Source organism: Blautia sp. HCP3S3_B11 (assembly GCF_052064435.1).
GTDB lineage: Bacteria > Bacillota > Clostridia > Lachnospirales > Lachnospiraceae > Blautia_A.
Map to the genome: position 1 here is coordinate 53,258 of NZ_JBQHVP010000002.1, position 12,445 is coordinate 65,702.

The 12,445-nt window shown below is 39.7% G+C and carries 16 protein-coding genes and 1 riboswitch; all 16 genes read left to right on the forward strand.

Annotation, left to right across the window (positions count from 1 at the left end; all coding sequences use genetic code 11):
- Positions 1-220: 220 nt before the first annotated feature.
- Positions 221-532: a hypothetical protein gene (locus ACTNC0_RS01715; protein WP_441086102.1), complete on the forward strand. Its 312-nt coding sequence runs from the start codon at positions 221-223 to the stop codon at positions 530-532.
- 167 nt (positions 533-699) lie between these two features.
- Entirely contained in the window at positions 700-882 is a 183-nt protein-coding gene (locus tag ACTNC0_RS01720; RefSeq protein WP_441086103.1) for a hypothetical protein, read from the forward strand.
- A gap of 61 nt (positions 883-943) precedes the next feature.
- Positions 944-1,234: an FMN-binding protein gene (locus ACTNC0_RS01725; protein ID WP_441086266.1), complete on the forward strand. Its 291-nt coding sequence runs from the start codon at positions 944-946 to the stop codon at positions 1,232-1,234.
- Between the two features lie 85 nt (positions 1,235-1,319).
- Positions 1,320-1,580, forward strand: a complete 261-nt coding sequence (locus ACTNC0_RS01730; RefSeq protein WP_441086105.1) for a heavy-metal-associated domain-containing protein — start codon at positions 1,320-1,322, stop codon at positions 1,578-1,580.
- A 240-nt stretch (positions 1,581-1,820) separates the two neighbouring features.
- Complete coding sequence (locus ACTNC0_RS01735) at positions 1,821-2,210, forward strand: hypothetical protein (RefSeq protein ID WP_441086106.1); 390 nt, start codon at positions 1,821-1,823, stop codon at positions 2,208-2,210.
- A 284-nt stretch (positions 2,211-2,494) separates the two neighbouring features.
- Complete coding sequence (locus tag ACTNC0_RS01740; protein ID WP_441086107.1) at positions 2,495-3,520, forward strand: M56 family metallopeptidase; 1,026 nt, start codon at positions 2,495-2,497, stop codon at positions 3,518-3,520.
- A 441-nt stretch (positions 3,521-3,961) separates the two neighbouring features.
- Positions 3,962-4,096: a hypothetical protein gene (locus ACTNC0_RS01745; RefSeq protein ID WP_441086108.1), complete on the forward strand. Its 135-nt coding sequence runs from the start codon at positions 3,962-3,964 to the stop codon at positions 4,094-4,096.
- Positions 4,097-4,331: 235 nt separating this feature from the next.
- Positions 4,332-5,117, forward strand: coding sequence for a ParA family protein (locus tag ACTNC0_RS01750; RefSeq protein ID WP_441086109.1), 786 nt, complete (start codon positions 4,332-4,334; stop codon positions 5,115-5,117).
- On the forward strand, positions 5,107-5,256 hold the full coding sequence (locus ACTNC0_RS01755) for a hypothetical protein (protein WP_441086110.1): 150 nt from the start codon (positions 5,107-5,109) through the stop codon (positions 5,254-5,256). Before ACTNC0_RS01750 ends, ACTNC0_RS01755 begins: the two co-directional genes overlap by 11 nt.
- A gap of 6 nt (positions 5,257-5,262) precedes the next feature.
- On the forward strand, positions 5,263-5,601 hold the full coding sequence (locus tag ACTNC0_RS01760) for a hypothetical protein (protein ID WP_441086111.1): 339 nt from the start codon (positions 5,263-5,265) through the stop codon (positions 5,599-5,601).
- A 286-nt stretch (positions 5,602-5,887) separates the two neighbouring features.
- Complete coding sequence (locus ACTNC0_RS01765) at positions 5,888-6,205, forward strand: helix-turn-helix domain-containing protein (protein ID WP_441086112.1); 318 nt, start codon at positions 5,888-5,890, stop codon at positions 6,203-6,205.
- Positions 6,206-6,340: 135 nt separating this feature from the next.
- Positions 6,341-6,431, forward strand: a riboswitch (cyclic di-GMP riboswitch).
- A gap of 223 nt (positions 6,432-6,654) precedes the next feature.
- Positions 6,655-7,806 carry a PAS domain-containing protein gene (locus ACTNC0_RS01770; protein ID WP_441086113.1) on the forward strand — a complete coding sequence of 384 codons (1,152 nt, stop codon included), beginning with the start codon at positions 6,655-6,657 and terminating at the stop codon, positions 7,804-7,806.
- Positions 7,803-8,141 carry a response regulator gene (locus ACTNC0_RS01775; RefSeq protein WP_441086114.1) on the forward strand — a complete coding sequence of 113 codons (339 nt, stop codon included), beginning with the start codon at positions 7,803-7,805 and terminating at the stop codon, positions 8,139-8,141. The genes ACTNC0_RS01770 and ACTNC0_RS01775 overlap by 4 nt, the downstream gene beginning before the upstream one ends.
- Before the next feature lie 535 nt (positions 8,142-8,676).
- Complete coding sequence (locus tag ACTNC0_RS01780; RefSeq protein WP_441086115.1) at positions 8,677-9,108, forward strand: hypothetical protein; 432 nt, start codon at positions 8,677-8,679, stop codon at positions 9,106-9,108.
- The gene (locus ACTNC0_RS01785; protein ID WP_433844229.1) at positions 9,108-10,562 is read left to right on the forward strand and encodes an Hsp70 family protein; all 1,455 of its coding nucleotides are present in this window, start codon (positions 9,108-9,110) and stop codon (positions 10,560-10,562) included. The genes ACTNC0_RS01780 and ACTNC0_RS01785 overlap by 1 nt, the downstream gene beginning before the upstream one ends.
- Positions 10,563-10,579: 17 nt before the next feature.
- The gene (locus tag ACTNC0_RS01790) at positions 10,580-12,064 is read left to right on the forward strand and encodes a hypothetical protein (protein ID WP_441086116.1); all 1,485 of its coding nucleotides are present in this window, start codon (positions 10,580-10,582) and stop codon (positions 12,062-12,064) included.
- Positions 12,065-12,445: the final 381 nt, after the last annotated feature.

Sequence of the window (12,445 nt, forward strand, 5' to 3'; positions counted from 1 at the left end):
TCCGGTCAAAAGGGCAGGGTTTCTTTTCCTTGTAAAACATAAAATGATAGATATTCAGTGTGAAGTCACGTAGTGAAAGCGGATAGTTTTGTCTGTTTAATTATATAACGTTTCTGGAAAATACAGAAAGGATAAGTCTTGAAATTTAACATAATGCTGTTAGTAGGAAATTTTCTATCTGTATTTTCCAGAAATGTTATAAAAGAAGAGGAGAGGATTTATGGACAAGAATAATGAGCAGAAAAAAAATACGAATCCTGAAACAAATCAGAAACAGGATAATTTAAAGCCCTGGTTAAAGCTTTTTCCAGCGGCTGCAGTTTTTGCAGCAGTCTGTGTAACCTGTTATCAGACTGAAAAAAGCCCCGTAGAAACCACTGTAGTTTCTGATAATAATATTATGTCTACTGATGATATCAAAGAACTGATTGCAACAGGAAATACCCGCGACGAAACTTTACAGGAATCTTCTGCAAAAAGCAGCAAAGCATCAGCAAAAACATCAAAGAAAGCCAAAAAGCCAGTAAAATAAAAACCGGCACAAAGAAAAATGCTTCTACCGGAGCCGCTGCAAATGGTAGCGCTGCCGGCGGAGGTGGTGCAGGAAGTACTGTCACACCAACTACACAAGTTCCGGCTGACGGATATGCGGATGGAACTTATACAGGCTCCGGAACCGGATTCGGTGGAACGATCACTGTGCAGGTAACTGTCAGCAATCATAAAATTGCATCAATCAATATTTTGGATGCCCCCAACGAAACAGCTTCCTACTGCCAAAACGAACGCAAAAGTAACTCCGACACCAGTTCCAACGGAAACTCCGAACGTTACTCCGACACCGGAAGCAACACCGACGCCAGAGGTAACACCAACTCCTGAAAGCACACCCGCTCCGACAGAAACGCCTGCACCGATACCAACCCCAGACGAAACACCGGAGCTGACTCCTGAACCACAAGGACCGTATAAAGACGGAACATACTCCGCTTCAAGTTATGGCTATAGTGGAAGAGTAGAAGTAACGGTAACTATCCAGAACGGTCAGATTTCTTCTATTGAACAGAGCAACAGTGATTCTCCGGAATATTTCGACTATGCATGGGGAACACTCTATCCTCAGATCATGGGAAATCAGTCCGCTGATGGAATTGATACAGCAAGTGGTGCAACATTCTCATCTGAAGGAATCCTTGGAGCTGTTCAAAAAGCTCTTGCGCAGGCTCTTGCATAGAGATTGTAAAAATGGAATTTATGTGATATAATCTCACGTTAGTGAATACTAACTTTGTCAAATCATTAAAATGGAGGATGCTATTATGATTAAAACAACTGTAAAAGTAGACGGAATGATGTGCGGAATGTGCGAATCTCATGTCAATGACGCAGTAAGAAAAGCTTTCCAGGTAGATAAAGTTTCATCTTCCCACAGCATAGGCGAAACCACTCTTATCACCGATGCACCTGTAGATGAAGCCAGATTAAAAGCGGCGATTAATGCCACAGGATATGAAGTAAAGGGAATTACCTCAGAGCCTTACGAAAAGAAGAAAGGACTGTTTTCATTCCTTCATAAATAAATCGGTAATTGCCAGGTTCATCAGACAGTAACTCCTATACAAAACCGGACATGAATTTTGATAACTTCAAGATTCTTTATCCGGTTTTTTGCATCTATTCTACAAAATCTCGATAAATCTCGAAAAATGGCGACAAAAAGTCTGATAATTTCATAAAAATCAGTTGTGACTTTTGTGCAGTTATGATACACTAAATGCAGTTAAGAAATTGATAGAAGATTACAATCTGGAGACGAAGTAATGAAAAGAAAAATAGAAATTGTCTGCTGGATTTTATTTACCATATGTTCTGGTATTTGCTTTTATGTCAACTTCATGAGCAAACCTCCTGTGGACGATACCCATGCTTTTACTTTATATATGATCGGTGCTACAGTAGTATCTATACTGTATCCGGTGTCCATGTTCATCCTTGGACTAAGAAATCGATATTTATATGATAAATTAAATGAAATCGCTGAAGAAAAAGATAAAAACTTAAAGGCAAGGACATCCAGATCATCTGTTTCCACACCTGTATCCGGATACCCGATACCTGACATAAATATCCTTGTCAGCGCTCTCTCTTCTGAGCAGGAACTTACAGAAGAAGAGAAAAATTACTTGCTTGAATACATTAAGAAGAAATGACGTGATATCTAATGAAACTACTAACCTGTATGTCCATCGCAGGATCAATCCCCGTTGTGATCTGTTTACTTATGTATCTGATTCAACATGCTGATTACAATTACACTTTAGGCAGAAGATTACTGATAACAGGTATTTTCTTTTATCTGATTCCTGTACAATTAATAAAATATCTGATTCCAAAAGATGTATTTCCAACATTTATGTTGATTACAGATGAATCTCAACTATATTTATCAGGTTCTTTGTCCTTCACTCCAGAAAGACAAGGTGAGTATATATGGATGCCACAATGGTTTGATGTTATATCTAAGATATGGCTGGCAGCGATTATTATTTTTGCCATTTATCAAATCATCAGCTTCTGGAGAGGAGCTCATTCCATTCAGAATTATATATTTGATAAAGTGGAAGATTCAGACAATAACCAAGTATATTATCTGATTCCTGATGGAATCTGCGGACCATGTACAATCGGATTTTTCCGTCAGAAAATTGTGTTTCCAGAGAGTTTCCCTATGTTACATTCAGAATATGACATGGTATATAAGCATGAACATTCTCATCTGAAAAATCACGACAATCTGGTAAAAGTATTATGCCTTCTGGTTTTGTGCCTGCACTGGATGAATCCGGTGGCATACCTTTTACTTTTCCTTTACATAGATACAGCAGAAATAGTCAGTGACAGCGCCGCCGTAGAGGGCTGCTTAAAAGAACGCCGCAAAGACTATGCCACACTGTTGGTAAACGAAGCCTCAACTCCGGACAAAAATCCGGTTATGTGGAAAAATAATCTTTTCAGCAATAAAAAGAAAAGCGGAAAGAACATGAAAATCTTAAAAAGGAGGATCAACTACATGATGAAGGAAAAGAAAAAAGGATTGTTACAGAGAGGAATTATGGTAGCAGTGTCTGCACTGACAATTGTCGCAGGAGCTGGAACGGTGTTGGCGTATGAGCCGATGCCATCGTCTGATGAAAGCTTTAGTGAGATTATTTTTAATGACGAACCTGACTACTCCACAAGTTCCATTAGCGAAATATATGATGTAGATTTTTCTCAAGGAGATGAAGCCTTTATTTTTCCTGATGGTAATTATATTATTATTCAGGATAATAATGACAGTAATGCACGCGCACTTTGCACACATAGCATGGTAAATGGGTATTTTTCCAATCACATAAGTAATAGTTCAGGAGGTTGTACTGTAAAAGAATATAAATGTAAACGTTGTGAAAAGTGTGGATATTTGTCTAATGCAGTTTTATATGCAACACATACATATCCTAAATGTCCTCATAAGTAAAAAGCATAAAATATTGCTCTGCTTATTATAAATAGGCAGAGCTTATTTATTTCCAGAATTAATACAAAACCCCTTTTTGAAATACTTTCTCAATATTCTTTTAATTTCTTTATTGTTTTTTCATACATGTTAGTATATACTAACTTATAGAGTTAGTTAAAATAAACTCTCGTGTGAATCAATCATTTAAACTCCATTCGAAGCTTAGCTGAAATCTTCGAAGTATTGAACCATACCTGTAATTTTATTAAAACCACGGTCATGCTGAAGCCGTATACCAGATATGATTCATATGCATACGGCCCATATAGCCAATGGTCTGTTACACTTTGGTACATCCTTTTTAACAGCAATATTCTTGTATCTCGCGCATTACATGAACACAGCTTTTTAGAAGTGATGTACCAGGAGTTTAATGTAATATCAGAAAGGGGATTTATCATGTACTTAGAAATTGAGAAAGTAGTAGGAAGAGATCTTCCGGTTCCGATGATGAACATTGTAAACGGTGGTGCTTGTGTTATTATAATGACACAAGGCAGAACCCCTTATAATACAAGGGCTCTAGCGATTTAGTCCTAAATAAATTTCGTAACCAATCAACGAATTTATGAAGGAAAAGCCTCTCTTTTATAAATAACACAGTACAGAAGTAATAGAATTTCAGAACTCTGCTGAGATGTATTTACTATACCACGAAAGCGGTGATAATTGAATAAAAATATGTTTTGGACTGAATTAGCTCGCATGAGATTTATATCTCAGCTGTCTGATTCAGTCTTTTTATTTGACAAGAAAGAAGGGAAAGATTATGGCAAAAGTAATTTCTATTGTAAACCAAAAAGGGGGAACGGGAAAATCAGTATGTACAGCTAATTTAGCAGTAGGATTAGCACAAAAGAATATGAAAGTGTTAATCGTTGATGCCGATCCACAGTCTGATGTATCCGCAGGATTTGGATATCGTGATTGTGATGAAAGTAATGAAACACTTACAGCTCTTATGGATGCAGTAATGAAAGAAGAATATATTCCTTCAGACTGTTATATCAGGCATCAGGCAGAAGGAATAGACATTATCTGTTCTAACATTGGATTGGCAGGTACAGAAGTACAGTTGGTAAATGCAATGAGCAGGGAATATGTATTGAAACAGATTTTATATGGTATCAAGGATCAATATGATGCAGTCATCATTGATTGTATGCCATCATTGGGAATGATTACGATCAATGCACTGGCTACATCAGATGAAGTCCTCATTCCGGTTGAAGCATCCTACCTGCCAATCAAAGGATTGCAGCAGTTGTTAAAAACGATCGGTAAGGTCCGTAAGCAGATTAATCCGAAGCTGCAAGTGGGAAGTATTTTGTTTACGATGGTCGATGCTCATACGAATGATGCCAGAAATAATATGGAGCTTCTCAGAAATGCATATGGAAGTCAAATCCATATCTTTGATAATTATATTCCATTTTCCGTAAGAATGAAGGAAGCAGTCAGAGAAGGACAGAGTATTTTCTCTTATGATCCGAAAGGCAAAGCTACAGAGGCTTATCGGAGAGTGACGGAGGAGGTGCTAGAAGATGCCATCTAAAAAAAGAGCAACTCCCGTTTCCTTACAGCCGCTTGATGCATTGTTTGGAACAAACGAAGAGTCAATCAATGGAATTAGTGAGATAGAAATTGGAAGTCTTCATCCATTTCCGAATCATCCGTTTCAAGTAAGAGATTAGAAGTATATGGAAGATCTGACAGATATGCAGAACCATGTACTGCCGTATCTGCAGAGCTTTTGCAGTCTGGAAGAGAAAGGCGTGAAGGAGAGACGAGAACAGCAGGTGGCAGAGAAAAATGAGAGCAGAGAAGCTGTGCCAAGAGCTGCTCTTGAAGCAAATATAGCAGTTAAGGATGCGGGGAAAGCTGAAAGAAAGGCAATAACAGAGAAAAAGACAATAACAGGAAAAGAGAAGAAACCGTCAATTCATGAACGATTGGAAATCAATAAGAGAATCATCCAGGAAAAACAGGGAAAAGATAAGCCAGAGAGAGGAGCTGATTTGAGTGTAAGGACGGTGTAGTATGAGATAGAATGGAGTCGGAGGTCACGGATAACAATGTGACTTTCGGCTTTTTTATTTTGAATGATATGTGCTTCAAAGTTTTATGTGACAAATGAAACAACCTATGATATTATAAAAACGATATAAGTGAAAATGACTTTTGCGGAAACGAAAGTATCTTTATATTTTTTTGTCCGTATACTTCCTATAATAGGAATGAATACTTGCAAAGGTGATTACTAATAATTTTTCATTATTACAGGTACAATAAGAACATGTAATAGTGGAAATGAGGGATAGTTACTTGCAGATAGAGAAGTATATTGCGGATAAAATAACCTCTTTATGTGAAAAGCGTGACATCAGTAAATACAGATTATCGCAGCTGTCAGGAATTTCCCAGTCGTCACTGGGGAGAATCATGGCGCAGGAAAACCTGCCGTCGCTGATTACACTTGAAAAAATATGTACAGCATTAGGCGTGACATTATCACAGTTTTTTCAAGAAGATAATTCAGAGAATCTGACAGAAAAACAGAAAGAAGTTCTAGGGATATGGAACAATCTGAGTACAAATGAGCAGGAAACAGTGATGTCAATGCTACGTGGACTTCGGAAGTAGGAAAACAGTTCGAGTATATGTATCGGCTGTTCTTTTTTTGTTTTTGAACGTAAAAACGGTAGTGTTTTTCTTGTGTACAGCAGAGCACTATAGTATAATAAATCCAGTTTTATTGCATAAGTTTAAAGGCTATAATAAGGAAAACGGCAAACCAGATGAAAGTCTGGGACGCAAAGCCAGAAGAGGCTAAAGTCAGAAAGTTTGACCAGGTCAGCCGGTTGCAACTGTTTCCATATCATCATAATATATGGAAAAGATGTTTGAACAGAAGAGATTCCGATACCTTTTATACTATATAGATGTATGATTTTAAAGAAATATAGTAGGGACACTGGCAGATTTTGGCAGGTGTCCTTTTTGTATGCAAAAATGGGTAACAAAACTAGCAGGGACAAGTTTTCTGTATACAGATAAAAGAAGGCATAAGACGGAGAGAGGATTTTTATAAAATGAAAAATTATGAAGACAAAATATATTCTTTAGGTGAGACCGTAACGGGGCAGACACAGGCCATGTCACAGGCCGTACAGAAAACACTGGAAAATAATGGCGGGGTAGGTATAATGACAGGATCTTATGACCAAAACCTGTCTATTTTGTCTGTGAATAATCTGCTGTTGCATAGTACGGGACATACATTCGATACTTTCATGGAACAGACAAAAGGCTCATTGAAAAACTTCTTTTATAACGAGGAAGATATACTGGATCGAGACCGTTTTTTGCAGCTTCACGGAGCAGGGGAAGCACAGATCCTTACAGCAGACGGTATAGTGAATAATGTACGGATTTATAAAGAGGATGCGACAGATGAGGCGGGCAGACAGATATGGGTTATGTCCGTACAGGTCAACTGGGATCATGTAAATCTGGCACTGCTCAATGAGGCTATCTATTCCGGCTTCTGGTATTTTGACTGTGACAAAAACAGTGAGATTGTGAATGCAAACTGGAGTCATGAATTCCGAAAAATGCTTGGCTATCATGACACTCTGGACTTTCCGAATAAACTGGAATCCTGGTCAGATCTTCTGCATCCACAGGATAAAGAAAGAGTAATGGTGCAGCTTCAGGCGGCAATTAAGGATAAGACGAACCAGATAAAATACCAGGTAGAGTATCGTATGAGAATGAAGGATAATCAATACCAGTGGTTTCGGGCATCGGCAGAAGTAATACGCCGTCTGGATGGTTCTGCCAGCAGGATTGCCGGGATTTTTATTAACATTGATGCGGAGAAAAAAGAAATCATGCAGGCACAAAAATCCGCTGCTTTCCACCGGGCTTTTACGAAAGCTTTAGACTGGAAGATGCCGGATATGGATGGCATAGAAACAGCCAGACAGATCCGGAAGCGGATAGGTAAAGAAATCACCATCATTGTACTGACATCTTATGAATTCAGCGAGATTGAAGAAGAAGCAAAGGCGGCGGGCATAGATGCTTTTATTGCAAAACCGCTGTTCCGTTCCCGGCTGACGGCTACACTGCGGCAGTTTACTTCAGGAAGAAAAGAAAAACAGCAAGAAATTATCTGGAGGAGCTGTCAGAATCAGACTACACGGGAAAAAGGATTCTGCTGGTTGAGGATAATGAGTTGAACAGAGAAATTGCTGGTGAAATTTTGCAAATGACAGGCGCAAAAGTGGAAATGGCAGAAAATGGGAAAATTGCAGTTGAGAAAGTGGAAGCTTCTCCGAAAGGTTCGTATGATCTTGTTTTTATGGATATCCAAATGCCTGTCATGAATGGTTATGAGGCAACTGCAGCAATCAGGATCCTTCCGGGTGAAAAGGGAAAACTGCCTATTGTTGCCATGACTGCCAATGCTTTTGCAGAAGATGTACAGCTGGCAAAAAATACAGGCATGAATGGACATATCGCGAAACCGCTGGATATGAATAAGCTGAATGATGTTCTGGAAAGCTGGCTGTAACTGATTTTTATGTGATTACAAAGTGTATTGCTATGAACAGTAACTTATCTTATAAAGTTGCACATTAAGATGGGATGAAAAGCTTGAAGTACAACGTCAGAGATTGTATAATGGAATGAACTACTACGGCTATTGAATAGCCGAGTATCTTACTGGGCCCCGATCAAATCGGGGCTTTTCTTATGTTCCGGTTATTTGGTACCATCGCCTTCCGAGGAATGCCTCCTCTGCCAGTTGCGTAGGTTGACAATGGTACACACTCTTCAGACCGGTTTACCCTGCGGCTTTTGTTAAACTCTTTGATATCAGGCAGTTCCATTGCTGTGAGTACCGTTTTATCCCCATGGAGGCTTTCTATGTAAGTATCTACAGCATTGTGGATAGGATGGGGGAATAATCCATGTCAGGAAGCAGGGACTGATATCCCGGCAGCTTTTAATATGAAGATGTGGATCGCTAAAGGCAGGCAGTATGTAGAAGAAACCAGGATATTAAAAGAAAAGAAAAAAAACAAGCCTCCTAAAAGAAGTTTGAATTGCGGAAACTGGCAGAGCATTTTGAAAAAGTTGAAGAGGAATTGGATAAAGCAATCTGTGAAACGGCCAGGCTGACATCGCAGATTGATTTTTTGCAGGAGAGGTTAAATGAATCAGAAAGAACTGTCATCGAAAAAGATAAAGAGATAAAAGTACAGCAGGCAGAGATTGAAGAATTAAAGACAAGGGTCAGCCAGGCAAACCAGGAAGTTGATGAGAGAAAGAAGCTTAACGATGCACAGGTACAGTATCGGGAAGATACGCAGGCTGCTTTATTACAGGATATTGCCAGAGCTCTCAAGCCGGAATATGGAGATTATGCGGAAACAATAAACGTACCTATGAATGAAATGCTTGGGGAAATATATCGTGAAAAGTTAAAACAGATTTTTAAGATACTTGAGCAGAAAGGTATTAAGGTAGGGAACTAATGGCAACTTATTTTGGGATAGACTTTGGAACAACCAATTGTGCTGTACACGCGATAACGGCCATTGGGGATGGTATTGATGACGAGTTTGATATAGGAGAAACTGACAGGAGGCCGTTGCCTTCTTTCGTTGCAATTCACAGAGAAACAGGGGAAGTGGTTACTGGGCTTGATGCCAAAGGCAGCATTGCAGAAGAGGATGAGTATGAAGTTTTTTCTTCCATAAAAACGGTTATTGGTGAAGAGAGGGAATGGATCATAGCTGGCAAGTCCTGGACACCGGTGGATATTGCGGCAGAACTGTTTAAGGCACTGAAGAGAAAAGCTGAAAACAGTACCCATGATATCATGGATGAGGCGGTTGTTGCGGTTCCGGTTGGTTTCTCTTCCAGGAAAAAGAACAATATCCGAAAAGCAGCACTAAAGGCAGGTATTAAGGTAATAATGTTTGTAAGCGAGCCGACGTCGGCTTACTGCAGTCGTGCTTCGGAGATGAGAAAGTATCATAATGTGGCGGTGTTTGACTGGGGAGGAGGAACGCTTGATGTTGTTGTACTGAGGATCACGGATAATATAGTCCATGAACTATCATCTGTGGGAATTACCATGGCCGGAAATGATATTGACCGACACTTGGCAGAAAGAATCTGTATGAATGTATCCACAAGATCAGGAGAGGACTTTGCCTTAGAAGACTTATCGCCAAGAGTTCAGCTCAGATTATTACAAAAATGTGAGCAGGCAAAGTGCGATCTGGCAGATGAAGATATTGTTACCATAATGGATGCAAATCTCGATGGGCATGGAATGATGATGGAGAAAATTGATTATCCATATTTCTCACTGCTTATTGAGAATGAAGTTGACCAGGCTGTTGACTGTCTTATGAGGGCTCTGTCAGATGCCGGAATGAACAGGGAATCAATAGATTGTATTCTATGTGAAGGCGGGTCCAGCAGACTGCGTCCTCTTCAGGAAAAGCTGTTGAAACTATTTGACCGGAAGAAACTGATCTTTCCCAGAAAGGCTATGTGGGATATAGCTACGGGTGTTGCGCAGATCTGTTATAAACCAGGCTGCTATACCTTAAATAAACCGATTGGGCTGACACTTTCAAACAACAAATTCTATCCGCTTTTCAAGATTGGACAAAGGGTCCCAACGGAAGAGAAAACAGTTACGTTTGGTGTGATAGATGGCAGTGATGATGCAAGATTTATTATCACTGACGGGGATGAAAATAGCCAGACCTTTTCTGAGATATTCCCGGTAAAAGTCAGAAAGTTCAGTGATGAAGCACTGAAGGTATCGTGTTATATTGATGCTGATATGGTCTTTAGGATGAAGATTGAATCTAACAGAGCGCCGGATGATTTTTTCAGAGTATGGACTTATTCGAATCTGAAAGTTTCCTATGAAATAGATGCGCCTGCTCCGGAACAAAATGAAAGATAGGCTTGGGGTGAATAGAAATGGAAAGTAATATCATTGGTGGAAGTAATGTTTATCCTTGCAAGGGAAAACCAGTCTGTGATCAGGAATTTGTGGATCAGGTAGAGGATTATGAATACATTAAAATAATCCGCAAAAAGCAGGAGATCAGGCAGACTTCCGTTCGTTTGACGGAGAAACAGTCCCGTATCATGGAAACGGAAATGAGATGCTATTATGCAGAAAAGGATCCCTGCTGGGGATATGTCAACGGACAGGGAATCCAGTGCAAGTGTATAGAAGGCAGATGCCCGCAGATTAAGAAATGCAATCCAGGATATACTCCAGAGCAAAAAAAATATTGGAAAATGACGGAAGAGACAAAAGCCTTGTACGGGCATCCTGAAAGGCAGAAGAAGTATTATCGTGTTGACCTGGTTTCCGATAAAGAGATGTCTCTTTATTATTCTGATCCCAAAGGGGCCGGAACAGAATTTCCTCCGATACCGGATCCCGAGAAATCGGATCAGACAAATGGAAGAAGATTAACTATTATCGGATACGATAGTACTTATTTTGGAGATGCTGACGATCAGTGGTCGCCGATCTGGGGATATGTTGATGAACTGGAGGATGGAGGCCTGATCACCTCTCAATATGGCAGACGCAAGGAGACAGTTTTTGTAAATTCGCATAAAGCTGAAGAAAAGTCTAAGAAGAAAACTGTAGATAAAGAAGAGCTGGTTGATAAGAAACCTGTGGATAAACCCAGGAAATCATCTGCTGCCGGGTTGGATGAGAATAAGAAATTCCAATATGAGAAAATGGTCAGGGATAAGACAGGTACTTCCTATCAGCTCACAGAGATGACAGAGGAGCTGATCGAAGAGTTGTCCTATGGAAAGAAATTACACATCATTCTTTCAAATGAGGCAGAGATGGCATATGTATCAGGGATGCTTTTGAGGGCTCAGGTTGCCCATGACATGGAACTTTGTGACGGAAGAGAACGGGTATGTCTGTGGAAGGCACAATCTAAAAAGATTAAGTTTTCTTCCGGAGTTTTCTTAATATCGAGTGCTTTTATCAAACAGGGCTGTAGTCTGGAAACCGAAACGGTATGGTCGGGGCTGGAATCCGCGGATAAAGTAAATGAGCTAATAGTGAGTGGAAGGGAGTTCTTTAGTTTTGCAGGCAAAGATGGAGAACGGCGTTGGGGATGTAGGAACTTATATAATACAACGCATATAGCAATCAGGAATGAAGATTTGGAATTATCTCTGCCTGTTGAGGAGGAACTGCCGATATCGTTGATAATAGGCGATAAGAACTATAGCATTCTGACAACGAAAAACGAGGAGCAGTTGGGATTTACAACAGAGAATCTTTGGAATGCTCTTGATAATTTGAAAAAAACAGGAGAGATATCAGACTTTCCTAAATTAATCTCCGGGCCTGTTCTTGCAAAGACTGCTATGGGTTTTGCAATAAAGGGAATCGGACATATGAAATTTGATGAGTATTAAAAATAGGATTTTGGATCCCCGGAAATCAATGATGAGTCCTGTTTTGATTATTGGCTGCTTCGAGCTTTCTGCTTCTTTTGAGAATGTTATAAATATACACCGAGTGTTGTGCATTATGTTTGCATGAGGTCAAATCAAGAATCCTGTTTCTGCGGAGGGCATCAGCAATATTGAAAATTTTCGTTGAGCTGGTATGCAATGGTTTAAGTTTCTCACAAATAGTGTCAGGTTAAGATGCAGGGTGTAATGAGTGATCCTCTCCGCGGATAGGGTGTGCAAGGTCTCATATTAACTTGTCATCGCGTTCTTGTAAAAGTGCATGGCCTGGAGTTTGGAATAGATGAAGAGTAGCTTTCGATGTTGTGAGCAATACCTGGTGGT

What these genes read in the sequence shown, in the direction of transcription:
- ACTNC0_RS01715 (WP_441086102.1), top strand. Translation starts at nt 221, where the DNA reads ATGGACAAGAATAATGAGCAGAAAAAAAATACGAATCCTGAAACAAAT.
- ACTNC0_RS01730 (WP_441086105.1), top strand. Translation starts at nt 1,320, where the DNA reads ATGATTAAAACAACTGTAAAAGTAGACGGAATGATGTGCGGAATGTGC.
- ACTNC0_RS01735 (WP_441086106.1), top strand. Translation starts at nt 1,821, where the DNA reads ATGAAAAGAAAAATAGAAATTGTCTGCTGGATTTTATTTACCATATGT.
- ACTNC0_RS01740 (WP_441086107.1), top strand. Translation starts at nt 2,495, where the DNA reads ATGCCACAATGGTTTGATGTTATATCTAAGATATGGCTGGCAGCGATT.
- ACTNC0_RS01745 (WP_441086108.1), top strand. Translation starts at nt 3,962, where the DNA reads ATGTACTTAGAAATTGAGAAAGTAGTAGGAAGAGATCTTCCGGTTCCG.
- ACTNC0_RS01750 (WP_441086109.1), top strand. Translation starts at nt 4,332, where the DNA reads ATGGCAAAAGTAATTTCTATTGTAAACCAAAAAGGGGGAACGGGAAAA.
- ACTNC0_RS01755 (WP_441086110.1), top strand. Translation starts at nt 5,107, where the DNA reads ATGCCATCTAAAAAAAGAGCAACTCCCGTTTCCTTACAGCCGCTTGAT.
- ACTNC0_RS01760 (WP_441086111.1), top strand. Translation starts at nt 5,263, where the DNA reads ATGGAAGATCTGACAGATATGCAGAACCATGTACTGCCGTATCTGCAG.
- ACTNC0_RS01770 (WP_441086113.1), top strand. Translation starts at nt 6,655, where the DNA reads ATGAAAAATTATGAAGACAAAATATATTCTTTAGGTGAGACCGTAACG.
- ACTNC0_RS01785 (WP_433844229.1), top strand. Translation starts at nt 9,108, where the DNA reads ATGGCAACTTATTTTGGGATAGACTTTGGAACAACCAATTGTGCTGTA.
- ACTNC0_RS01790 (WP_441086116.1), top strand. Translation starts at nt 10,580, where the DNA reads ATGGAAAGTAATATCATTGGTGGAAGTAATGTTTATCCTTGCAAGGGA.